This is a genomic window from Curtobacterium sp. SP.BCo (assembly GCF_051903265.1).
In the GTDB taxonomy this organism is placed as follows: Bacteria; Actinomycetota; Actinomycetes; order Actinomycetales; family Microbacteriaceae; genus Curtobacterium.
This window is the reverse complement of record NZ_CP194337.1, coordinates 2771792-2793819: the sequence shown is the minus strand read 5'-3', so window position 1 is coordinate 2793819 and position 22028 is coordinate 2771792. Positions and strand designations below refer to the sequence as shown.

The 22028-nt window shown below is 70.4% G+C and carries 22 protein-coding genes; 17 read left to right on the top strand and 5 right to left on the bottom strand.

Annotated elements, in window-relative coordinates; translation table 11 throughout:
- Positions 1 to 182: 182 nt before the first annotated feature.
- Complete coding sequence (locus tag ACRQ4B_RS13240) at positions 183 to 1211, bottom strand: TerC family protein (RefSeq protein WP_439691878.1); 1029 nt, start codon at positions 1209 to 1211, stop codon at positions 183 to 185.
- A gap of 233 nt (positions 1212 to 1444) precedes the next feature.
- Here ACRQ4B_RS13240 and ftsY point away from each other — a divergent pair, with 233 nt between their 5' ends.
- Together ftsY and ACRQ4B_RS13230 are read left to right on the top strand one after the other, a co-directional pair.
- Positions 1445 to 2314, top strand: a complete 870-nt coding sequence (ftsY, locus tag ACRQ4B_RS13235; RefSeq protein WP_439691877.1) for a signal recognition particle-docking protein FtsY — start codon at positions 1445 to 1447, stop codon at positions 2312 to 2314.
- Positions 2315 to 2411: 97 nt separating this feature from the next.
- Entirely contained in the window at positions 2412 to 2570 is a 159-nt protein-coding gene (locus ACRQ4B_RS13230) for a DUF4175 domain-containing protein (protein WP_137767577.1), read from the top strand.
- 81 nt (positions 2571 to 2651) lie between these two features.
- Here the strand turns inward: ACRQ4B_RS13230 and lipA are convergent, their stop codons facing one another.
- Both lipA and lipB read right to left on the bottom strand, forming a co-directional pair.
- On the bottom strand, positions 2652 to 3635 hold the full coding sequence (gene lipA / locus ACRQ4B_RS13225) for a lipoyl synthase (RefSeq protein WP_439691876.1): 984 nt from the start codon (positions 3633 to 3635) through the stop codon (positions 2652 to 2654).
- A complete protein-coding gene (gene lipB / locus ACRQ4B_RS13220; protein ID WP_439691875.1) occupies positions 3632 to 4345 on the bottom strand; it encodes a lipoyl(octanoyl) transferase LipB in 714 nt (237 codons plus the stop codon). The genes lipA and lipB overlap by 4 nt, the downstream gene beginning before the upstream one ends.
- A gap of 115 nt (positions 4346 to 4460) precedes the next feature.
- Between lipB and ACRQ4B_RS13215 the strand changes: the two genes are divergently transcribed.
- Positions 4461 to 5123 carry a VOC family protein gene (locus ACRQ4B_RS13215; RefSeq protein WP_439691874.1) on the top strand — a complete coding sequence of 221 codons (663 nt, stop codon included), beginning with the start codon at positions 4461 to 4463 and terminating at the stop codon, positions 5121 to 5123.
- A 44-nt stretch (positions 5124 to 5167) separates the two neighbouring features.
- Positions 5168 to 6721 carry a signal recognition particle protein gene (gene ffh / locus ACRQ4B_RS13210; RefSeq protein WP_439691873.1) on the top strand — a complete coding sequence of 518 codons (1554 nt, stop codon included), beginning with the start codon at positions 5168 to 5170 and terminating at the stop codon, positions 6719 to 6721.
- Between the two features lie 196 nt (positions 6722 to 6917).
- On the opposite strand, the gene ACRQ4B_RS13205 is transcribed toward ffh, so the two are convergent.
- Complete coding sequence (locus tag ACRQ4B_RS13205) at positions 6918 to 8057, bottom strand: glutamate--cysteine ligase (RefSeq protein ID WP_439694398.1); 1140 nt, start codon at positions 8055 to 8057, stop codon at positions 6918 to 6920.
- Between the two features lie 118 nt (positions 8058 to 8175).
- Between ACRQ4B_RS13205 and aroA the strand changes: the two genes are divergently transcribed.
- The 8 genes from aroA (at position 8176) to trmD (ending at position 17746) form a co-directional block, all read left to right on the top strand.
- On the top strand, positions 8176 to 11388 hold the full coding sequence (gene aroA, locus ACRQ4B_RS13200; protein WP_439691872.1) for a 3-phosphoshikimate 1-carboxyvinyltransferase: 3213 nt from the start codon (positions 8176 to 8178) through the stop codon (positions 11386 to 11388).
- Positions 11389 to 11391: 3 nt separating this feature from the next.
- Positions 11392 to 12561 carry an acyl-CoA dehydrogenase family protein gene (locus ACRQ4B_RS13195; RefSeq protein WP_439691871.1) on the top strand — a complete coding sequence of 390 codons (1170 nt, stop codon included), beginning with the start codon at positions 11392 to 11394 and terminating at the stop codon, positions 12559 to 12561.
- A 111-nt stretch (positions 12562 to 12672) separates the two neighbouring features.
- Entirely contained in the window at positions 12673 to 13530 is an 858-nt protein-coding gene (locus tag ACRQ4B_RS13190) for an SDR family oxidoreductase (protein ID WP_439691870.1), read from the top strand.
- Positions 13531 to 13534: 4 nt separating this feature from the next.
- Positions 13535 to 15667: an FAD-dependent oxidoreductase gene (locus ACRQ4B_RS13185; RefSeq protein ID WP_439691869.1), complete on the top strand. Its 2133-nt coding sequence runs from the start codon at positions 13535 to 13537 to the stop codon at positions 15665 to 15667.
- A gap of 164 nt (positions 15668 to 15831) precedes the next feature.
- Complete coding sequence (gene rpsP, locus ACRQ4B_RS13180; RefSeq protein WP_439691868.1) at positions 15832 to 16245, top strand: 30S ribosomal protein S16; 414 nt, start codon at positions 15832 to 15834, stop codon at positions 16243 to 16245.
- A 4-nt stretch (positions 16246 to 16249) separates the two neighbouring features.
- Entirely contained in the window at positions 16250 to 16486 is a 237-nt protein-coding gene (locus ACRQ4B_RS13175) for an RNA-binding protein (RefSeq protein ID WP_022905822.1), read from the top strand.
- Positions 16458 to 17051 (top strand): ribosome maturation factor RimM, encoded by a 594-nt coding sequence (gene rimM, locus ACRQ4B_RS13170; protein WP_439691867.1) that lies wholly within the window; start codon positions 16458 to 16460, stop codon positions 17049 to 17051. The genes ACRQ4B_RS13175 and rimM overlap by 29 nt, the downstream gene beginning before the upstream one ends.
- A 5-nt stretch (positions 17052 to 17056) precedes the next feature.
- Positions 17057 to 17746, top strand: a complete 690-nt coding sequence (trmD, locus tag ACRQ4B_RS13165; RefSeq protein WP_439691866.1) for a tRNA (guanosine(37)-N1)-methyltransferase TrmD — start codon at positions 17057 to 17059, stop codon at positions 17744 to 17746.
- A gap of 294 nt (positions 17747 to 18040) precedes the next feature.
- Here trmD and map read toward each other — a convergent pair whose 3' ends face one another.
- A complete protein-coding gene (gene map, locus ACRQ4B_RS13160) occupies positions 18041 to 18820 on the bottom strand; it encodes a type I methionyl aminopeptidase (protein ID WP_439691865.1) in 780 nt (259 codons plus the stop codon).
- Positions 18821 to 19019: 199 nt separating this feature from the next.
- Between map and rplS the strand changes: the two genes are divergently transcribed.
- The 5 genes from rplS to ACRQ4B_RS13135 all read left to right on the top strand — a co-directional run bounded on the left by rplS (position 19020) and on the right by ACRQ4B_RS13135 (position 21893).
- A complete protein-coding gene (gene rplS, locus ACRQ4B_RS13155; RefSeq protein ID WP_071292881.1) occupies positions 19020 to 19376 on the top strand; it encodes a 50S ribosomal protein L19 in 357 nt (118 codons plus the stop codon).
- Positions 19377 to 19509: 133 nt separating this feature from the next.
- The gene (lepB, locus tag ACRQ4B_RS13150; RefSeq protein WP_439691864.1) at positions 19510 to 20253 is read left to right on the top strand and encodes a signal peptidase I; all 744 of its coding nucleotides are present in this window, start codon (positions 19510 to 19512) and stop codon (positions 20251 to 20253) included.
- Positions 20250 to 20957: a ribonuclease HII gene (locus tag ACRQ4B_RS13145; protein WP_439691863.1), complete on the top strand. Its 708-nt coding sequence runs from the start codon at positions 20250 to 20252 to the stop codon at positions 20955 to 20957. Before lepB ends, ACRQ4B_RS13145 begins: the two co-directional genes overlap by 4 nt.
- Positions 20958 to 21115: 158 nt before the next feature.
- Positions 21116 to 21439 (top strand): DUF2469 family protein, encoded by a 324-nt coding sequence (locus ACRQ4B_RS13140; protein WP_070419101.1) that lies wholly within the window; start codon positions 21116 to 21118, stop codon positions 21437 to 21439.
- A 106-nt stretch (positions 21440 to 21545) separates the two neighbouring features.
- The gene (locus ACRQ4B_RS13135) at positions 21546 to 21893 is read left to right on the top strand and encodes a histone-like nucleoid-structuring protein Lsr2 (protein WP_439691862.1); all 348 of its coding nucleotides are present in this window, start codon (positions 21546 to 21548) and stop codon (positions 21891 to 21893) included.
- Positions 21894 to 22028 lie beyond the last annotated feature (135 nt).

The following is a 22028-nucleotide window of genomic DNA, read 5'->3' as shown; positions in this document are numbered from 1 at the left end:
GGCGCGAGACTCGGGCGCAGCGACGGTTCTCGCGCTCCCGAGCGCGAGAACGGTCGTCCGGACCGAGACTCGGCCACCGCGGCGAGACCCGGCAACGGACGAACGGACGAACGGACGGACGGACGGACGGGAGGCGCGGTGCCAGCTGGCACCGCGCCTCCCGTCCGTGCACGTGGTCGCGACTACTGCGCGTCGGCCTCGACCGCCTGCTTCGGCTCGCCCGTCGGGGTGAGCCCGCGCTCGGCACGCTTCTTCGAGACCACCAGGGACGCGACCGTCGCGACGGCGATGGTCAGCATGATGAAGCCCAGCGAGAACCAGATCGGGATCTCCGGCGCCCACTCGATGTGCTCGCCGCCGTTGATGAACGGCAGCTCGTTGACGTGCATGGCGTGGAAGACGAGCTTCACACCGATGAAGCCGAGGATGACCGCCAGGCCCTGCCCGAGGTAGATGAGCCGCTCGAGCAGCCCCGCGATGAGGAAGTACAGCTGCCGCAGGCCGAGGAGCGAGAACGCGTTCGCGGTGAACACGATGAAGGCGTCCTGCGTGAGACCGAAGATCGCCGGGATCGAGTCGAGCGCGAACAGCACGTCGGTGAGGCCGATCGCGACCATCACGAGCAGCATCGGGGTGAAGAGCCGCCTGCCGTCGACGCGGGCCGTCAGCTTGTCGCCGTGGTAGTCCTCGGTGGTCGGGATGACCTTGCGGAGGATCCGGATGAGGCGGGAGTCGCCCTCGTCGCCGCCGTGGTCGTTGCCGCTGCGGGCCTGGGACCAGGCGAGCCAGAACAGCAGGGCGCCGAACAGGTAGAACACCCACGAGAAGTTCTCGATGATCGTGACGCCGAGCGCGATGAACACGCCGCGGGCGACCAGGGCGATCGCGACGCCCACCAGCAGGACCTTCTGCTGGAACTCCTTCGGCACCGCGAAGCTCGACATGATGATGAGGAACACGAACAGGTTGTCGACCGACAGCGCCTTCTCGGTGAGCCACCCGGCGAAGTACTCGCCACCGGCCTGACCGCCGCCGAACACGAGGATGCCGACACCGAACAGGATCGCGAGGCCGACGTAGAACGCCGACCAGAACGCCGATTCCTTGATGTGCGGCACGTGCGGGGTCCGGACGTGCGAGAAGAAGTCGAACACCAACAGGCCGAGGATGCCGGCGATGGTGAGGAGCCAGACGAAGAGTGGGACGTCCACGGGTTTCCTTCAGGTGAGGGCGGACCGAGGGCACTCACGGGGAGTGCCAGCGGGTACGCCGAGGCCTGAAGGTCTCTTCCGCCGCCGACACCAGGACTGGTGCTGCACGACCGGCGCCCCGGGTCCGGATCGTTCCGGACCGTACTGACGGGGACACCGAGGAGGAATACTCCCCTTCGTGGACACGAGCCTACCGGGCACAGCGGACGTGCGCCGCGCTCTAAGCTGGGAACATGGCGAGTTCCTGGTCACTGTCCTCCCGGCTGCGCGGGCTGTTCCAGCGCAAGACGATCGACGAGACGACGTGGGACGACCTCGAGACGGCCCTGATCGGTGCGGACTTCGGTCCGGACATCTCCGAGCAGATCATCGAGGACCTGCACGCCCGCGTCGACCGGTACGGCACGACCGACCCCGCCGACCTGCAGCGCATGCTGCGCGAGGTGCTCGAGGAACGGCTCTCGAAGCTCGACACCACGCTGAAGCTCAGCGCCCGCCCCGCAGTGGTCCTGGTCGTCGGCGTGAACGGCGTCGGCAAGACCACCACGATCGGCAAGTTCGCGAAGTTCCTCAAGACGTACGACCGCACGGTGCTCGTCGGCGCGGCGGACACCTTCCGCGCTGCCGCGGTCGAGCAGGTCGCCACCTGGGCCGAACGCGCCGGGGTCGACGTCGTCCGCCCCGTACAGCCCGGGCAGGACCCGGCCTCCGTCGCGTACCAGACGGTCGAGAAGGCCATCCGCGAGGGCACCGAGATCGTCGTCATCGACACCGCCGGCCGGCTGCACACCAAGGCCGGGCTGATGGACGAGCTGTCGAAGATCAAGCGCGTGGTCGAGAAGCAGACCGAGATCGCGGAGGTCCTGCTCGTCCTCGACGCCACCACCGGGCAGAACGGGCTCGCGCAGGCGCAGGCGTTCATCGAGGGCGCCGGTGTCACCGGGCTCGTCATCACCAAGCTCGACGGGTCGGCCAAGGCCGGGTTCGTGCTGAGCGTGCAGGAGAAGACGGGCATCCCGATCAAGCTCATCGGGCAGGGCGAGGGCATCAACGACCTCACCGGCTTCACGCCGCACGTGTTCGTGCAGAACCTCGTCGGCTGAGCGCTCGCGCAGCAGCGAACGCGATCGTCGCGCGGCGAGTAGCGTCCCTGTCGGCCCGGGCATCCGCTCGGTCTCGTTCCAGGGATTGGAGACCCTCATGCCCGCACTCCTGATCATCGCGATCATCGTCGGCCTCGTCCTGCTCTTCAGCGGCATCTTCGTCGGTGCGCTGAAGTTCCTGCTGTGGGTGGGCATCGTGCTCATCCTGCTGGCGGTCATCGGCTGGCTCCTCCGGAGCATCCGCGGTCGCGCGTAGCGACCGGCCGTCGCGTCCCGACGCGACCACCTGACGGACGGGAGGCGCGGTGCCGGCTGGCACCGCGCCTCCCGTCCGTCGTCACACCGCCTGGCGACCGGGGGCCGCGTCGAGCAGGTGCGACAGGTGCTCCGGCACGGTGCCGCCCCGGGCGACCGTGGCGCGGGCCCAGAGTCGACCGGCGCGGTACGAGGAGCGGACGAGCGGCCCGGCGAGCACCCCGGCGAACCCCATCTGCTCCGCGACCTCGCGCAGCGCGACGAACTCCTCCGGCGCGACCCACCGCGCGACCGGGAGGTGCCGGGGCGACGGGCGGAGGTACTGCGTCAGCGTGATGATGTCGGTGCCCGCGTCGCGCAGGCGCTGCAGGGCGTCCTCGATCTCGACGCGTTCCTCGCCCATCCCGAGGATGAGGTTCGACTTCGTGACGAGTCCGGCGTCCCGACCCTGGGTGATGACGTCGAGCGACCGTTCGAACGTGAACGCCGGGCGGATGCGCTTGAAGATCCTGGGCACGGTCTCGACGTTGTGGGCGAAGACCTCGGGGCGGGCGTCGAACACCCGGCTGAGCTGGTCGGGGCGGCCGTTGAAGTCCGGCACGAGAATCTCCACGCCGGTGCCGGGGGAGTGCTCGTGGATGGCTCGGATGGTCTCGGCGTAGAGCCAGGAGCCACCGTCCTCCAGGTCGTCCCGGGCGACCCCGGTGACCGTCGCGTACTTCAGGCCCATCTCCGCGACCGAGTCGGCGACCCGACGGGGCTCGTCGCGGTCGAGCGGCTCGGGCTTGCCGGTGTCGATCTGGCAGAAGTCGCACCGGCGGGTGCACTGGGAGCCGCCGATGAGGAACGTGGCCTCGCGGTCCTCCCAGCACTCGAAGATGTTCGGGCAGCCGGCCTCCTGGCACACGGTGTGCAGCTGCTTGTCCCGGACGAGGCCGGACAGCTCGCGGAACTCCGGGCCCTGCGTCGCGCGGGTCTTGATCCACGCCGGCTTCGTCTCGATCGGTGTCGCCGCGTTGCGGGCCTCGACCCGGAGCATCCGGCGTCCTTCGGGGGCGAGGGTCATACGAGGGTCTCCTGTCGTGCGCTGCGGACGGTGCCGGTGCTCGTGGCGCCGGGGCTGCTGATGCGGTGGCCGGTGCGCATGCCGTGCTCGGCGGCGCGGACCCGGTCGGCGACGACGTCGGCGACGGCGTCGACCGGAACGGTGCGACCAGCGGCGGCACTGAGGGTCGTGACGCCGGCGTCGGCGATGCCGCACGGGACGATCGCGGCGTAGGCGTCGAGCGCGTTGGTGCAGTTGATCGCGATGCCGTGGCTCGTGACGCCCTCGGCAACGTGCAGACCGATGGCGCCGACCTTCGCGTGCGGGGTGCCGCCGGGTCCCGGCACCCAGGCGCCGCTCCGGCCGTCGACGCGTTCGGCGTGCACGCCCTCGGCGGCGGCGGCGTCGATGATCACCTGCTCGAGGTCACGCACCCACGCCACGACGTCGAGTGGTTCGGCGAGCCGGACGATCGGGTAGGCGACGAGCTGTCCCGGGCCGTGCCACGTGATCCGCCCGCCACGGTCGACCTCGACCACGGGGGAGCCGTCGGTCGGCAGGTCGGTCGGTTCGGTGCGACGTCCCGCGGTGTACACGGACGGGTGCTCGCAGAGGACGAGGGCTCCGGGGGAGCGACCCGCGACGACGTCGGCGCGGAGGCGCTGCTGCAGGGCGAGTCCGTCGGCGTGGTCGAGCAGCCCGGGCGGACGGATGATCTCCAGTTCCGGCATGCGCGTCAGGTTACGGCAGTTTCTGTACTCCGTCCAACAAGTAGGTCCGCCATCACGCTGGATGATGCCAGGCTGCGCTTGACCTGAACCGTGGTTGAGGAGATCGGATGGGGCCATGGAGATCCGACAGGTACGACTCGCCACCCGTTCGACCGACGAGACGGCCCGGTTCTGGGCCGGGCTCGGCTGCGCGGTCGACACCGACGCCGAGCCCGACAGCGTCCGGGTGACCGTGGGGACGACGCAGCTCGTGTTCCGCGCCCTCGACGGGATGACCGGCGCACACCACCTCGCGATCACGATCCCCACCGGGACGTTCGCCGCCGCCAAGGACTGGGTCGCATCCCGTACGACGGTGCTCGGCACGCCGGACGCCGACGAGTTCGAGGGACCGCCGGACTGGAACTCGCGGTCCGTGTACTTCGAGGGGCCGGACCAGCAGCTGCTCGAGCTCATCGAACGGCGGGACCTCGCGCCGGGCGGTGGGGGCCCGGCCGGCGCGGACACGTTCCTGCTGTCCGTGAGCGAGGTCGGACTCGCCGTCCCCGACGTCCTCGGCGCGGTCGAGGTGCTGCGGCGGCACGGACTCGACCCGTACGCGAACCCACCCGGCGCGGAGTTCGCGCCCGTCGGAGACGTCCACGGTCTGCTGATCCTGGTCTCGCCCCGGCGCCGGTGGTACCCGACCCTCGACCGGAGCCCGTCCGACGCGCCGGTCGTGGTCGACATCGGCCTCGGGTCCACCCTCGAACTCGCCGACGGCGTCCTCCTGCGGTGAACGGGCGTCGGTGTCCGGGGCGAGCCTTGTAGAATCGACGGATCATGGCGCAATTCGGTTCACTCTCCGATCGGCTGACCGAGACCTTCCGCAACCTGCGGAGCAAGGGTCGGCTGACTCCGTCCGACGTCGACGGCACCGTCCGCGAGATCCGACGGGCGCTCCTCGACGCCGACGTCGCGCTCGAGGTCGTCAAGGCGTTCACCGCAGCGGTGCGCGAGCGCGCCCTCTCCGACGAGGTCAACCGCGCGCTCAACCCGGCGCAGCAGGTCGTCCAGATCGTCAACGAGGAACTCGTCGGCATCCTCGGTGGCCAGCAGCGTCGCCTCGAGTTCGCGAAGCGACCGCCGACGGTCATCATGCTCGCGGGTCTGCAGGGTGCCGGCAAGACCACCCTCGCAGGCAAGCTCGGCAAGTGGCTCAAGAAGGACGGCCACACGCCGATGCTCGTCGCGGCGGACCTCCAGCGTCCGAACGCCGTGCAGCAGCTGCAGGTCGTCGGCGAGCAGGCCGGCGTGCACGTCTTCGCGCCCGAGCCCGGCAACGGCGTCGGCGACCCGGTCAAGGTCGCCAAGAACGCCATCAAGGCCGCGGTCGACCAGCAGTACGACACCGTCATCGTGGACACCGCCGGTCGACTCGGCGTCGACGCCGAGCTCATGAAGCAGGCAGCGAACATCCGCAAGGCGGTCGACCCGGACGAGGTCCTGTTCGTCATCGACGCGATGATCGGTCAGGACGCCGTCACCACGGCGCGGGCCTTCCAGGAGGGCGTCGACTTCACCGGTGTCGTCCTGTCGAAGCTCGACGGTGACGCCCGCGGTGGTGCCGCCCTGTCGGTGGCCAGCGTGACCGGCCGTCCGATCATGTTCGCCTCCACGGGTGAGGGCCTCGACGACTTCGAGCCGTTCCACCCGGACCGCATGGCGAGCCGCATCCTCGACCTCGGCGACATCCTCTCCCTCATCGAGCAGGCCCAGGGCGCCTTCGACGAGGAAGAGGCCCGCAAGGTCGCGGACAAGATCGCGACCGACAACTTCACGCTGAACGACTTCCTGCAGCAGATGCAGCAGCTCCGCAAGGCCGGCTCGATCAAGGGCATGCTCGGCATGCTCCCGGGCGCCAAGGGCATGCGCGAGGCACTCGACAACTTCGACGAGCGCGAGATCGTCCGCACCGAGGCGATCATCCAGTCGATGACGCCGCAGGAGCGCGAGCTCCCGAAGCTCCTGAACGGCTCCCGCCGGCTGCGCATCGCCAAGGGTGCCGGCTCCACCGTGACCGAGGTCAACGCCCTCGTGAACCGGTTCGAGCAGGCCGCGAAGATGATGAAGACCGTCGCCCGCGGCGGCGTCCCGCAGATGCCCGGCATGGGTCCGATCCCGGGCATGCACGGTGGCAAGAAGCAGCAGCAGGGCGGCGGCAAGAAGAAGTCGAAGGTGGGCAACCCCGCCAAGCGTGCGGCGCTCGCGGCCGGTGCCGCTGCTGCACCCCAGCAGGCACCGAAGGGCTCCGGGCTCGGGCTCGGCGCCGGCAAGAACGGCAAGGCGCCGACCGAGGAAGAGCTCGCGTCGCTGCAGAAGTTCCTGGGTCGCTGACGCGACCACCTGCACGACGGGAGGCCCGTGGCGGATCCGCCACGGGCCTCCCGTCCGTCTGTGCTTGCGTTCCTTCCCATCGTGCCCGCAGTGGGAAGCCGAAACGCGCGTAGGAGGCCGGAACGAACGGCCCCCTGTGCGCGAATCGGTCTCCTACGCGCGGAACGGCCAGGTGCGCTCGCAACGGGCGCCGACGTCAGAGGGAGTCGCGCAGCTCGGTCACCAGGTGGCGGACCACGGCCCGCAGGTCGCCGCCGTTCTCCTGCGCGACCTGCAGCTGCCGCTGGTACGACGCGCCGTTCGCGATCATCGTGTCCAGGTGGTGCAGCTCCTGCTGGCAGCCGAGGCGCTCCGCGACCGGGTCGAGCCGCTGCACGAGGTCGTGCACCTCGTCGGTCACGAGCCGTTCGTCGCCGGCGGCGTTCGTGATGACCTCCGCCTCCATGCCGTACCGGGCGGCCCGCCACTTGTTCTCGCGGACGAACCACGACTGCATGGTGGGCAGGGCCTCACCCGCGTCGAGCTGGTCGGACATCGCCGTGACGAGGCACTGGACGAGCGCCGTGACGGCCCCCACCTCCTGCAGCGTCGAGATGCCGTCGGAGACGCGGTTCTCCAGGGTGCCCCAACCGGGCGACGGGCGGATGTCCCAGCGGAGGTCCTTGAAGCCGTCGATGACGCCGGTGCGGGTGAGGTCGTCCACCACCTCCTCGAAGTCCGCCCATGCGCCGAGCTGCGGCGGGAGACCACCGGTGGGGAGCTGCTGGAACATCAGGGCACGGTTCGACGCGTACCCGGTGTCGGTGCCGGCCCAGAACGGGCTCGAGGCGGTGAAGGCCTGCAGGTGCGGGACGTAGGCGAGCATCGCGCCGAGGATCGGCAGGGCCTTGTCGCGGTCGTCGATGCCGACGTGGACATGTACGCCCCAGATGAGCATCTGCCGCCCCCACCAGCGGGTCCGGTCGATGAGGGTCGTGTAGTGCTCGCTGTCCGGGGTGATCTCCTGCTGGTCCCAGACGGCGAACGGGTGGGTGCCGGCGCACATCACCTGGGCGTCGAGGGGTTCGGCGGCGTCGATCACCTCGCCGATGATCCCGGACAGCTCGCTCGTGGCGTCCTGTACCCGCGAGTGCACGCCGGTGACGACCTCCACCGTGTTCGTCAGGAGCTCCTCGGTCACCCGGTCGCGGTCGCCGAGACGCTGCTGCACGGCGGAGATCACCGCGGGCGCGCGGGGGGTGAGGTCGCCGGTGTCCCGGTCGACCAGGGGGAGCTCCCACTCGACGCCGATGGTCGACGCGGGGGACTCGGTGAAGCGGATGTCCATGCTGTACATCCTGCCCGGCGGATTGTCGGACATGCACAAGGAACCACGCGCCGGGTCGTGCGGATCGAATTCACAGTAGTTCCACACCGGGCGTACTTTGGAAGCGATCTACAGGGAAGAGGTACGCATGCAGTTGGTCGTGCGCGGCACGTCCGCACCGCTCGTCGGAGAACTCGACATCCCGGTCTCGAAGTACCACGCGCACCGCGCGCTGGTGCTCGCGTCCCTGGCGAAGGGGACGAGCATCGTCTCCGGGATCAGTGCGACGCGGCAGGTCGAGTGGACCGTGGGCACGCTCCGTGCCCTCGGCGTCGACGTCAAGCGTCGTGGGAACGAGTACCACGTGACCGGTCTCGGCGGACGGTACGAAGCGACCGACGTCGTCGACCACGGATCGCGGGGTGCCGACGGGCTCCTCAACATGGGGTCCTCCGGCACGACGTTGTACTTCATGACGGGGCTCGCCTCGCTGGCGGACAAGCCGATGACCCTCTCGGGCATGAAGTACTTCCAGCGCCGACCGATCAAGGCGCTGCTCACCTCGCTGGAGCAGATGGGCGTCGAGCTCGAGGCCACGAACGACTGCCCGCCGGTGACCGTCCAGCCGAAGCGTCCGCGCGGCGGCGACGTCACCATCGCCGGCACCCTGTCGCAGTGGGTCTCCGGCCTGCTCCTGGTGGCGCCGTTCGCCGAGCAGGAGACCCGCGTCCACATCACCGGCGGCCGCCTCAACGAGCAGCCGTACGTCGAGCTCACCGTGCGCATGATGCGGCAGTTCGGCCTGACGGTCGAGGTCTCCGACGACTGGCTCGAGTACCGGATCCCGGCGAACCAGCAGGCCACCCCGCACGACTACGTCATCCCGCCGGACATCGGCTCGGCCGCGTTCGGCATCGCCGCCGCCGGCATCCGTGAGTCGAACGTGCTGCTGCGCGGCATGACCTCGTTCACCACGGCGGACACGGACCACCCGGAGAGCGAGTTCCTCGACCTCGCCACGGCGATGGGCGTGCCGATGCGCATCGACGAGGAGACCGGCTTCGTGCGGATCGAGCACGACGGCTCGCCCCTGCGGCCGCTCGACATCGACTGCCAGCCGATCCCGGACCTGCTGCCGGTCCTCTCCACCATGGCGACCTTCGCCGAGGGCACGACCCGGCTCTGGAACGTGGCGCACATCCGGCTGAAGGAGTCCGACCGCGTCGCGGCGATGCTGCAGCTGAACCGGATGGGCGGCCGCGCCGAACAGGGTGCCGACGAACTCCGGGTGACCGGGGTCGGCCCGGGCGCGCTGCACGGCTCCCCGATGTCGTCGTTCAACGACCACCGCGTGCTCATGTCGCTCGCCGTCGCCGCGTCGAAGGCCGAGGGCACCTCGTCGCTGACGTACCCGCGCGCCTACCGGATCTCGTACCCGACCTTCCTCGAGGCGATGAACGACGTCGGTCTCGACATGGCGGTCGGTGACGCCCTCGCGGCGCAGATCGCCCGCGACGACCGCGCCGACGCGGCCGCGGCCGCCGCCGACCGCCCGGAGCTGACCGCGCAGCGCACCGACCTCGGCGAAGCGCACGAGCACCAGCACGCGCACGAGCAGGAACGCGAGCACGCAGCAGCCACCCCGGACACGCTGCCCGAACTGACCGGCGTCGACGCGGACCCGCTCGTCCTCAGCGAGAAGGTGCGTGCGCTGTCCGAGCAGGACCCGGACGGCCTCGCCGTGATCGAGGTCGGCGGCCCCGAACCCGTGCACACCACGTGGAGGGAACTGCAGGACGAGGCCGACAAGGTCTCCGCGATCCTGCTCGAGCTCGGCGTCCGGACCGGCGAGTCCGTCGCGATGCAGCTGCCGAACTGGCGCGAGTTCGTGTCGATCACGCTCGGTGCGATCCAGATCGGTGCCGTCGCGACGCCGATCATGCCGGTGTTCGGTCCGCGCGAGACCACGATGACGCTCGCCCGGTCCCGCGCCCGGGTCGTGTTTCTGCCGAACGTGTTCCGGAAGCGTCGTCCGGCGCTCGAGCTCCTCGACGTCATCGACGAGGCCAAGGCCCAGAAGCGCCGGCTGTCGGTCGAGCACGTCATCGTGCTCCGGTCCGAGGCCCGCGGCGTGGCGGACAGCCCGACGAACCAGCCGCCGCTGCCGGCCGACGCGATGGACCGCGTCGCCGCGAGCGACTGGAACTGGCGCTACTTCGACACCGCGCTCGACTCCGCCCAGGTGGACGTCGACCAGATCAAGTCGCACGCACCCGGACCGGACGACGTCTGCCAGCTGCTGTTCACGTCCGGGACGACCGGCGAGCCGAAGGGCGTGCAGCACCCGCACCGCACGCTCGGCCTGGCGACCGCGATGCACGTCGCGCAGTCCGGCCTGACGAGCGAGGACCGGATCTACATCCCCTCGCCGCTCGCGCACCAGACCGGCTTCCTGTACGGGATGCTGCTGGCCTTCCGCCTCGGCGCCCCGCAGGTCATCCAGCCCGTGTGGGACGGCACCGTGGCGCTCGAGCAGGCGTTCGGCGCGGCGGGTGCGACGTTCGTGCAGTGCGCGACGCCCTTCCTGACCGACCTGGTCGACCTGGTCGAGGACGGCGCCCCGGCCCCGCAGAGCCTGCGGATCTTCGTGCCGACGGGTGCCGCCGTGCCCCGTGCCCTGGCGCAGCGGGCGGCCACCGTCCTCGGCAGCGCGATCCTCGGGGCGTTCGGCACGAGCGAGACCTGCCTCGGCGCGCTGTCCAGCCCGGGCGACGACCCGGCCGACGCGTACGGCCACGACGGTCGTCCGCTGCCGGGCATCTCGATCCGGATCGTCGACGACGAGGGCCACGAGCTCCCGGCCGACACCGAGGGCAACTTCGAACTGTCCTCGCCGACGATGTTCGACGGGTACCTGGACCGGCCCGACCTCACCGACGACGTCTTCACCGAGGACGGCTGGTACCGCACCGGTGACCTGGCCAAGGTCTCCGAGCAGGGGTTCCTGTCGATCACCGGCCGCATCAAGGACGTCATCAACCGCGGTGGTGAGAAGATCCCGGTCGTGGAGATCGAGAACCTGCTCTACCAGCACCCGTTGGTGACGGACGTGGCGATCGTCGCGATGCCCGACGCCCGCCTGGGCGAGCGTGCCTGCGCGTTCGTCGTGCCGGCCGCCGGTGCCGAACGGCTCGACTTCGCGTCGATGCAGCGCACCCTCGACACGGCCGGCGTGAGCAAGTACTACTGGCCGGAGCGTCTCGAGTACATCGCCGAGCTGCCGCGCAACGCGGTGGGCAAGGTCCAGAAGAACGTCCTGCGCGAGCAGGCTGCCGCGCTCGTCGCGACGAAGGAGAACTGAACGATGACGATGGTCATGGAGCCCCAGACCGAAGCCGCCTTCCAGCAGCTCAAGGCCGACGTGACCGAGTGGGTCCGCGGCCGTGGCGAGGAGTGGGCGGAGGAGATCGAGCGCACCGGTCAGGTGTCGCCCGCGCTCTTCCAGGAGCTCAAGGACAAGGGGTGGCTCAGCCTCGCCGCACCGGCGGAGCTCGGCGGCCGTGGCATCCCGTTCTCGCGGTACCTCGAGATCATGGAGATCGTCTCCCGGTCGCACGCCTCGATCCGCATGCTGGTGCACGTCATCAACGGCACCTGGCGCGCCATGGAGCCGTACGCGACGCCGGAGCAGATCGAGCAGGTCGTCAAGCCGAGCGTCGCGGGTGACACGCTCGTCGCGTTCACGCTGACCGAGGCGACGGCCGGCACCGGGGCGGACATCCGCACGACCGTCCGCCGCGAGGGCGACACCTACGTGATGAACGGCGAGAAGCACCTCATCACGTTCGGCGTGCAGGCCGACTACTGGCTCATCGCCGCACGCCTCGAGGGCACCACCGGCCAGGACGGGACCGTCGCGTTCCTCATGCCGAACACCGGTCTGCCGGGCGCCGAGGTGATCGACGACTCCGACACCATGGGCATCCGCGGCACCGACCACGCGATCCTCCGCTTCACCGACGTGCCGGTGCCGGCCAGCGCCCTGCTCGGTGCCGAGGGCCAGGGGCTCGAGGTCGCGCTCGGCGGGTTCCTGCTGCCGAGCCGCGTCTCGGTCGCGATGAGTGCCGTCGGCCTCGCCGAGCGGGCCAACGAGCTCGCCGTCGAGTACGCGAACAAGCGCGAGACCTTCGGCAAGAAGCTCGCCACGCGACAGGCGATCCAGTTCTACCTGGCCGAGAACTACGCCGACATCGCCGCGGCCCGTGCGCTCGTCCTCGAGGCCGCGCGCGCCTACGAGGAGGACCGCCCGGACGCCGGCACGCTGTCCAGCGCCTCGAAGATGGTCGCCGTCGACATGCTCGCCCGGGTCACCGACAAGGCGCTGCAGGTGCACGGCGGCCAGGGCTACTGGAAGCGCAACGCGATCGAGCGCGTCTACCGCGACGCGCGCGCACAGCGCTTCGAGGAGGGCACCAACGAGATCCAGAAGCTGGTCGTCGGCCGTGCCGTCGTCACCGGCCAGGCCGGGTTCTGACCCAGCCACCTGACGGACTGGAGGCCCGTGGCGGGCCCGCCACGGGCCTCCAGTCCGTCACCGACGCGCGTCCGCGACCCGGCGCGCACGCAACCGACACGAAGGACTGACGTGACCGACTCCACCACCGCGCCCATCGCCCTCATCACCGGAGCCTCACGCGGCATCGGCCGCCTGCTCGCCCGCAAGCTCGGCGAACGCGGCATGACCGTCGTCGTGACGTACAAGGGCAACGCCGACCTGGCCGAGGAGTCGCTGGCGGACGTCAAGGCCGCCGGCGGCGACGGCATCACGGCGCAGGTCGACATCGAGCAGCCCGAGTCGATCGACGCGCTCTTCGACCTGGTGCGCGACACCTACGGTCGGCTCGACCACTTCGTCGCGAACGCCGCAGCCAGCGCGTTCAAGCCGGTCAAGGAGCTCAAGCTGCACCACCTCGACCGCAGCTACGCGACGAACGCCCGCTCGTTCGTCCTCGGCGCGCAGCGTGCGGCCGAGCTGATGGACGACGGCGGCCGGATCGTCGTCGTGACGTCGTACGGGTCGCTCCGCGCGTTCCCGACGTACGCCGCGCTCGGTGCGGCGAAGGCCATGAGCGAGGCCTACGTGAAGTACATGGCGGTCGAGTTCGGCCCGCGCCAGATCACCGTCAACGCGGTCAACGGCGGGCTCATCGACACCGACTCGCTGGAGTACTTCTACACGAAGGTCCCCGGTCAGGCACCGGTCGAGACCGTGTACGAGAAGCTGCCGCTGCAGCGCCCCGGGACGGCCGACGACATGGCCGACGCGGTGGACTTCCTGCTCTCCGACAAGGCGTCGTACATCACGGGGCAGACCCTGTCGGTGGACGGCGGCCTGACCGTCATCGCGCCGCCGTACTGGGCCGACACGACCTCGCCGCTGCGCGACGCGGTCCTGCCGCCGGTCGACGCCGGTGTCGACTCGGCCGCCGACACGGCAGAGTAGGGGCATGAGCACCGTCGCCATGCCCGACCTCGCCGTCGTCTCCTCACCGTGGACGCTCGGCCCCCTGCACCTGTCGAACCGGGTCGTCATGGGATCGATGCACACCGGGCTCGAGGTGCACGACGACGGCGGGGCCGGCATGGCGGCGTTCTACCGCGAGCGTGCCGAAGGCGGAGCCGCGTGCATCATCACGGGCGGCATCGCGGTCAACGACGAGGCGCGGGGCGGCCCGGACTTCGCGGTGTTCGGGGTCGGGGGAGCGGACGAGCGCTTCCGTGCCGCGGTCGAGGCCGTGCACGAGTCGGGTTCGATCATCCTCGCGCAGCTGTTCCACGCCGGTCGGTACGCGCTCGCCTCGGGCATGGTCGACCGACACGGGCACCCGCAGCGGGTCGTCGCCCCGTCGGCCCTGCCGTGGGCCGCTGCCCGCGGCGTCGTGCCGTCGGAGATGACGGCCGCCGACGTCGAGCGCACCGTGGAGGACTTCGCCGCCGCTGCCCGGAGTGCCCGCGACATCGGGTTCGACGGCGTCGAGATCATGGCGTCCGAGGGCTACCTCATCAACCAGTTCCAGTCGCCGCTGACGAACCTGCGCGACGACGAGTGGGGCGGTGACGCCGTCCGTCGTCGGCGCTTCACGCTCGAGGTCGTGCGGGCCGTCCGTGCCGCGGTGCCCGAGCTCGCCGTGACGATCCGGCTGTCCGGCGCCGACCTGATGCCCGGCTCCTCCACCGACGAGGACGTCGACGCCCTCGTGCACGACCTGCTGCCGCTCGGCCTCGACGGGATCTCCGTCGGCATCGGCTGGCACGAGTCCCGGACGCCGACCGTGCAGGCCGCCGTGCCGCACGGCGCGTGGTTGTCGTACGCCGCGCGGATCGCCGGTGTCGTGCGTGCCTCGGCACACCCGGACGTGAAGGTCATCGCCTCGAACCGCATGACGGACCTGCGGGACGGCGAGACGGTGCTGCAGGACGGGCTCATCGACGCCGTGGCCCTCGCCCGGCCGTTCCTGGCCGACCCGGCGATCGTGGACCGGTCGCTCGCCGGTGCGTTCGACCTCGTCAACACCTGCATCGGCTGCAACCAGGCCTGCCTCGACCGGTCCATCGTCGGCCAGCCGGTGTCGTGCCTGGTGAACCCCCGGGCCGCACGCGAGGTCGCGTTCCCGGCACGCCCGACGACCGACCCCAAGCGGGTGGACGTCGTCGGCGGCGGCCCGGCCGGACTCGCGGCCGCCGTCGACGCCGCGCGCCGCGGACACACCGTCACGCTGTGGGAGGCCTCCGACGAGCTCGGCGGTCAGTTCGGTCTCGCCGCGCTCGTGCCGGGCAAGGAGGACTACGCGGCGACGGTACGCGCTGCCCGCGCCGAGCTCGACGCACGCGGCGCGACGATCCACCTCGGCCGCCCGGCGACGCCCGCCGACCTGACGAGCAGCGACGCCGTCGTGCTCGCGCCCGGCGTCGTCCCGCGCGCGGTGGACGTCCCCGGCGCCGACCTGCCGCACGTCCGGTCCTACGAGCAGGCCCTCCGAGCGGGCGTCCCGGCCGGCACCGTCGCGATCATCGGCGGCGGCGGGATCGGCGTCGACACCGCGGCGTTCCTGGTCGAGTCGCCGGACGAGGCGCACCGCGCGACGGAGTTCGCGGCGCGCTGGGACCTCGACGTGTCCGAGGCGGTCGTCGGCGACGTGCCGCAGCGGCTCCCCGCTGCCACCCGCACGCTCCGGCCCGGCTCCGACGTCACCGTCCTCCGGCGTTCGGGCAAGTTCGGCCAGGGCGTCGGCATCACCTCGCGCTGGGTCGCGATCGGTCGGCTGCGGGACGCCGGCGTGCAGATGGTCGGCGGGGTGCAGGAGTACCTGCGCATCGAACCCGGGGTGCTCTGGATCCGCGACGAGCACGGCGAGGAGCGCGCGGTCCCGGCGGATGCCGTCGTCATCTGCGCCGGGCAGGAGCGGGCACTCGCGACCGGCGACGAGGCGGACGGACGGCCGGTCGACGGACTCGTGACGGGCCTCCAGGCAGCGGGTGTGCCCTTCGCCGTCGTGGGCGGCGCACGCGACGCGCGGAGCGTGGACGCGGTCCGCGCGACGTCCGAGGCGCTCGAAGCGGTCCGGCGACTCGCCCCCTAGCGCGTCGACTCGCATCCCGGCCGGGAATCTGTAAGAATGAACGGTCGAATCGCGCCTGCTCGACCCTCTATCCAGCTGTGCGCGACTCATTCCGAGCTTCCACCGTGTGTGCCCCCACGCCCGCGGTTCCGGTTCAACCACAACAACACGCAACAGGAGTAATTGTGGCTGTCAAGATCCGTCTCAAGCGCCTCGGCAAGATCCGTGCGCCGTACTACCGCATCGTCGTCGCCGACTCGCGCACCAAGCGCGACGGTCGTGTGATCGAGGAGATCGGTCAGTACCACCCGACCGAGGAGCCCTCGGTCATCAAGATCGAGTCCGAGCGTGCGCTCTACTGGCTCGGCGTCGGCGCACAGCCGACCGAGCAGGTCGCCGCGCTGCTGAAGCTCACCGGTGACTGGGCCAAGTTCAAGGGCGAGAAGGACACCGAGTCCAAGGTCAAGGTCGCCGAGCCGAAGCAGCCGTTCACGGTCGACGCTTCCAAGAAGGCCGTCCTCAAGCCGAAGTCGGAGAAGAAGGCCCCGGCCGCTGCTCCGGAGTCGGCTGACGAGACCGCAGAGACGACCGAGGCGTAATTCCTTGCTCGAATCCGCGCTGACGCACCTCGTCAAGGGGATCGTCGATCACCCTGACGACGTGCGCGTCGCCAGTTCCACCTCCGCGCGGGGCGAGGTCCTCGAGGTGCGTGTGCACCCCGAGGACCTCGGCCGCGTGATCGGTCGCGCCGGACGGACCGCAAAGGCGCTGCGCACCCTCGTCACGGCCCTGGCCGACGGCAAGCGGGTGCGTGTCGACGTGGTCGACACCGATTCCTAGGGAGACGACCCAGCTCCGGGTGGGTCGAATCACGAAGGCGCACGGGCTCAAGGGCGGCATCAAGCTCGAGCTCTACACCGACGACCCGGACCGTCGGTTCACGCGCGGAGCGGTCTTCACGCTCCAGGTCCCCGAGGACTCGCCGTGGGCCGGCAAGACCATCGCGCTCGACGAGCTGCGCTGGTACAACGGCCACCCGGTCGCCTTCTTCGAGGGCATCGGGGACCGCACGGCCGCCGAGACCCTCGCCCGTGCGATCCTCTGGGTCGAGCAGGACGCCGACGCCGAAACCGGTGAGGACGACGCCTGGTACGACCACCAGCTGGTCGGCCTCGACGTGCTCCGCGACGGTGTGTCCGTCGGCACGGTCGCCCGCGTCGACCACCTGCCCGCGCAGGACCTGCTCGCCGTCGCCACAGCCGACCGCGGCGAGGTCCTCGTGCCGTTCGTCTCGGCGATCGTGCCCGCCGTCGACATCGCGGCCGGCACCGTCACGGTGACCCCGCCGACGGGTCTGTTCGAGGACCCGGAGGACACGTCCCGTCCCGAGACCGTGACGGACTAGCGCGCGTGCGCATCGACATCGTCACGATCTTCCCGGAGTTCTTCTCCGTCCTCGACGTGTCCCTGCTCGGCAAGGCCCGCTCCGGCGGGTTGCTCGACCTGCACGTGCACGACCTCCGCTCGTGGACGACCGACCGGCACCGCACCGTCGACGACACCCCGTACGGCGGGGGAGCGGGCATGGTCATGAAGCCCGAGCCGTGGGCACTGGCGCTCTCCTCGCTCTTCCGCGAGGACGGGTCGTCCACGCTGGTCGTGCCGACCCCCGCCGGCACGCCGTTCCGGCAGTCGATCGCGCGGTCGCTCGCGTCGACGACCGAGCACCTGGTGTTCGCCTGCGGGCGGTACGAGGGGATCGACGCCCGCGTCTTCGAGTGGGCGTCGTCCCGCGCGACCGTCGTCGAGCTGTCGCTGGGCGACTACGTCCTGAACGGTGGCGAGGTCGCGGCGATGGCGATGATCGAGGCGATCGGACGGCTCGTGCCCGGCGTCGTCGGCAACCCCGAGTCGCTCGTCGAGGAGTCCCACGAGGACGGCCTGCTCGAGTACCCGTCCTACACGAAGCCCGCGTCCTGGCGGGACCTCGACGTGCCGGAGGTCCTGCTCAGCGGGCACCACGGCCGCGTGGCCGCGTGGCGGCACGAGCAGCAGCTGGAGCGGACCCGTCGCGTCCGCCCGGACCTCCTGCCGGACTGACCGCGGCTCGCGGACCCGTGTCCGTGCGGGACGGGAGGCGCGGGGCGGGTCCGCACCGCGCCTCCCGTCCGTCAGCCGGTCGCGTCGGTACGCCGGTTGCGCGTTGCGCGTTGCGCGTTGCGCCTGCGTTGTGCGTTGTGCCCTTGTTGCGCGTTGGTCGCGGAACGTGTCGCTCGCGACCCCGCGGAGCGGCAAGTCGTGCGACCGCGGTGGCACGCACACGGCACGTCGTGCGACCGAACGCACTCGGCGCGTCGTGCGACCGCACGCCGCGGGTGGCGCAGGCCTGCGCCGTCAGGCGCGCTGGGCGCGACGCAGGGTGAGGACCTCGGGACCGGTCTCGGTCACCGCGACCGTGTGCTCGACGTGCGCGGCACGCGAGCCGTCGACGCTCTTGAGCGTCCAGCCGTCGTCGTCCTGGTAGAGCTCGTCGGTGCCCTGCATGAGCCAGGGCTCGATCGCGACCACGAGGCCCGGTCGGAGCTTCAGCCCGCGCCCGGGGCGCCCGTCGTTCGGCACGTGCGGGTCGCCGTGCATGGTCCGCCCGACACCGTGGCCGCCGAACTGCAGGTTCACGTCGAACCCGGCGTCCTTCGCGACGCGGCCGATGGCGTACGAGACGTCACCGAGCTTGTTCCCCGGACGGAACTGGGCGATGCCGGCGGCCAGCCCGCGTTCCACCGTGTCGATGAGGCGCTGGTCGTCCTCCCGTGGTGTGCCGACCTGGACCGTCACCGCGGAGTCCGCGACCCAGCCGTCGACGCTCGCGGCGAAGTCGAGGCTCACCACGTCGCCGTCGACCAGGACGCGGTCGTGGGGCAGGCCGTGCAGCGCGGCGTCGTTGACCGACGTGCACAGGTTCTTGCCGAACGGGGACTTGCCGAACGACGGGTGGTAGTCGACGTAGCAGCTCTCCGCACCGCGCTCCGCGATCATCCGTGCGGCGACCCGGTCCAGGTCGAGCAGGTTGACGCCGACGTCGACCGTCTCGAGCAGCTCGTCGAGGACGTCGGCCACGAACCGGCCGGCGACGCGCAGGCCGTCCAGCTCGGTGGGGGTGCGGAGTTCGATCATGGGTCCATCCTCGCGTGTTCGGCGGCGAGCGGTCTCCGCTCGACGCTCGTTTTGCGACGGCCGTCGGTTGTGGCAAGATGGGTAGCCGTGCCCTGGCTGGACTCTGCCACGGGGGAGTCGCCGACACCGGGCACACACCAATCTCTTACCGAAATCGATCCGCGGCGACCCGTGCGCGTCCGCAGAGAGTGACCTGAACATGAGCCAGCTCCTCGACCACGTCGACGCAGCATCGCTGCGGACCGACGTCCCGGACTTCCGCCCCGGCGACACCATCAAGGTGCACGTCAACATCATCGAAGGCACGCGCTCGCGTGTCCAGGTGTTCCAGGGCGTCGTCATCGGCCGCCAGGGTCACGGCCTCGGCGAGACCTTCAAGGTCCGCAAGGTGAGCTTCCAGGTCGGCGTCGAGCGCTGGTTCCCGGTGCACTCGCCGATCATCGACCACATCGAGATCGTCACCAAGGGTGACGTCCGTCGCGCGAAGCTGTACTACCTCCGCGAGCTCCGCGGCAAGGCGGCCCGCCGCAAGATCAAGGAGAAGCGCGACAACTGATCGCCTTCACAGTGAGCGTCCGCGAGCCGGACGACGCTGCTGGCCCCTCGCCCATGTACGGTTGTGCATCGGCGGGGGGCTTTCCCGTTGGCCCGCTCCGGCCGGAGCGGGCCGTGTGTGATCGAGAGCGGAAATGACGGACACGACTGACGAAACCGGGCGCCGGCCCCGTGTCGAGAAGAAGCGGAACGGCGTCCTCACGTTCCTCCGCGACCTCGTCATCATCTTCATCGCGGCGCTCCTCGTCTCGTTCCTCGTCAAGACGTTCCTGATCCGGTCGTTCTACATCCCCTCGGGATCGATGGAGAACACCCTGCAGATCAACGACCGCGTGATCGTCAACGAACTCGTGCCCGGTGTGGTCGCCCTCAAGCGCGGCGACGTGGTCGTCTTCAAGGACCCGGGCGGCTGGCTGACCGGCTCCGAGGTGCCGAAGGTCACCCCGGACACTCAGCCGGCGAAGGCGATCGACTGGGCACTCACCCAGGTCGGTCTCGGCACCGGCGACAGCGACGACCACCTCATCAAGCGCGTCATCGGGCTGCCCGGGGACAAGGTCTCGTGCTGCAACGACCTCGGGCAGATGTCGGTGAACGGCGTACCGATCAAGGAGCCGTACCTCAACCTGCCGTCCGGAGCGCCGGCGTCGGCGACGAACTTCTCCGTCACCGTCCCGAAGGGCTCGATCTGGGTGATGGGCGACAACCGGAACGACTCGAAGGACTCCCGGTACAACGGCGACACCCCGTCGAAGGGCTTCGTGCCGTTGTCCGACGTGACCGGTCGAGCGTTCGTGATCTCCTGGCCGTCGAGCCGGTGGGGCTGGCTGAACGACTACCCCGACGTCTTCGCCGGGGTGGAGGAGCGGGACAAGTGACCGCCGTGCGCCCCTCGCTGCGCCTGGAGAAGAAGCTCCTCGGCGAGGGTCGCCTCACCGTCATCGGCATGGACGAGGTCGGTCGCGGCGCGATCGCCGGTCCGGTGGCCGTGGGCGTCGCCGCGGTGACGATCGACGTCGGCCGGGTGCCGCAGGGACTGGCGGACTCCAAGCTGCTCACCGCCGCCCGCCGCGAGGCACTCGACCCGGTGGTGCGTCGCTGGACCCGGACCGCGGTCGGCATGGCGTCCGCCGCGGTCGTCGACCAGCAGGGCATCGTCCCCGCGCTCGGGCAGGCCGGCGCGGCTGCGATCCGCACGCTCGTGGACGACGGGCTCTCGCTCGACGGCGCCGTCGTCGTGCTCGACGGGTCGTTCGACTGGCTCACCCGGGCGGTCCCGGCCTCCCTGCGGCAGCCGACCGATCCGATCGAGGTCGTCGTGCGGGTCAAGGCCGACCGCGACTGTGCGTCCGTCGCCGCTGCGTCGGTGGTGGCCAAGGTCGCCCGCGACGCCCTCATGACCGCGGCGCACGACGAGGCGCCGCACTACGCGTGGGCGTCGAACAAGGGCTACGGGTCCACCGCGCACTACGACGCGATCCGGTCCCTCGGGGCGCACGCGCTGCACCGGAAGAGCTGGCTGCACCAGGCGTCGAGCGTGGCGTTGGACGGGTTCGCGGAACTGGACGCGCTGGCGGGGTGACGCGCGCGCGTCCGGGGCGCGCGAGCGGGTGCGCGCGCATGCGGGTGTGCGCGCGCGTGCGACGTGCGTGCGCGTGGGCTGGCGTCGTGGGTGTCTCGTGCCGGCTCCGGTCGCGGGGTGTGCCGTGCCTGCTCGGGTCGCCGTAGACTGTGAGCGCGATGGATGACGACGAATTCGACGACTACGACCGCGAGGTCGAGCTTGCCCTGTACCGCGAGTACCGCGACGTCGTGTCGCAGTTCCGCTACGTGGTCGAGACCGAGCGGCGTTTCTACCTGGCCAACGAAGTGGAACTCGCCCGCCGGGACACCGAGCACGATTTCTACTTCGAATTGACGATGAACGACGTCTGGGTGTGGGACGTCTACCGTTCCGACCGCTTCGTGAAATCCGTCCGAGTGTTGACGTTCAAGGACGTGAACGTCGAGGAACTCACTTCCCGCGAACTCGAGCTGCCGAAGGAACTCGCGCTCGACGAGTGATCTTCATTTCTTTTGCGATCAGTGGGAAACGCCGTAGCACGGTGACCGGAATTGCAATTCGGCGCTAATGTGGTGGGGAATTCCGTCCCCGACACAGGAGCACGCCATGGCACAGAAGGTCACCGTCCAGCTCGTCGACGACCTCGACGACTCGCCCATCACCCCGGGTGAGGGTCGCACGGTCGAATTCGCATTCGACGGATCGTCCTACGAGATCGACCTGACCGACGACAACGTCGACAAGTTCCGCGAGGCGATCTCCGACTACGTCGCCGCAGCGCGGAAGGTGTCCGGCCGTCGCACCGGCGGAACCGCTCCGAAGGCAGCTCCGAAGCGCGGCAACTCCGAAGAGCTCGCGAAGATCCGCGAGTGGGCGAAGGAGAACGGCTACGAGGTCTCGACCCGCGGGCGCATCTCCACGCAGGTGCAGGAAGCGTACGCCGCGGCACACTGACGACAGTTGCCGGTGGACCCCGGACGACTTCGGTCGTCCGGGGTCCACTGTTTTCCCGTCTTGTCCTCCACAAGCGGGCCTGACCGATTGGTTCTCCACAATTCGTCGTCCGGATGAATCCGAGGGCGCCGACTC

Coding starts and splice junctions, on each gene's coding strand:
- lipB (WP_439691875.1), bottom strand. CDS start 4,345: ATGCCGGAACTGGAGATCATCCGTCCGCCCGGGCTGCTCGACCACGCC.
- lipA (WP_439691876.1), bottom strand. CDS start 3,635: ATGACCCTCGCCCCCGAAGGACGCCGGATGCTCCGGGTCGAGGCCCGC.
- ACRQ4B_RS13195 (WP_439691871.1), top strand. CDS start 11,392: ATGACGATGGTCATGGAGCCCCAGACCGAAGCCGCCTTCCAGCAGCTC.
- ACRQ4B_RS13185 (WP_439691869.1), top strand. CDS start 13,535: ATGAGCACCGTCGCCATGCCCGACCTCGCCGTCGTCTCCTCACCGTGG.
- ftsY (WP_439691877.1), top strand. CDS start 1,445: ATGGCGAGTTCCTGGTCACTGTCCTCCCGGCTGCGCGGGCTGTTCCAG.
- aroA (WP_439691872.1), top strand. CDS start 8,176: ATGCAGTTGGTCGTGCGCGGCACGTCCGCACCGCTCGTCGGAGAACTC.
- ACRQ4B_RS13135 (WP_439691862.1), top strand. CDS start 21,546: ATGGCACAGAAGGTCACCGTCCAGCTCGTCGACGACCTCGACGACTCG.
- lepB (WP_439691864.1), top strand. CDS start 19,510: ATGACGGACACGACTGACGAAACCGGGCGCCGGCCCCGTGTCGAGAAG.
- ACRQ4B_RS13205 (WP_439694398.1), bottom strand. CDS start 8,057: ATGTACAGCATGGACATCCGCTTCACCGAGTCCCCCGCGTCGACCATC.
- ffh (WP_439691873.1), top strand. CDS start 5,168: ATGGCGCAATTCGGTTCACTCTCCGATCGGCTGACCGAGACCTTCCGC.
- ACRQ4B_RS13215 (WP_439691874.1), top strand. CDS start 4,461: ATGGAGATCCGACAGGTACGACTCGCCACCCGTTCGACCGACGAGACG.
- ACRQ4B_RS13230 (WP_137767577.1), top strand. CDS start 2,412: ATGCCCGCACTCCTGATCATCGCGATCATCGTCGGCCTCGTCCTGCTC.
- map (WP_439691865.1), bottom strand. CDS start 18,820: ATGATCGAACTCCGCACCCCCACCGAGCTGGACGGCCTGCGCGTCGCC.
- rplS (WP_071292881.1), top strand. CDS start 19,020: ATGAGCCAGCTCCTCGACCACGTCGACGCAGCATCGCTGCGGACCGAC.
- ACRQ4B_RS13140 (WP_070419101.1), top strand. CDS start 21,116: ATGGATGACGACGAATTCGACGACTACGACCGCGAGGTCGAGCTTGCC.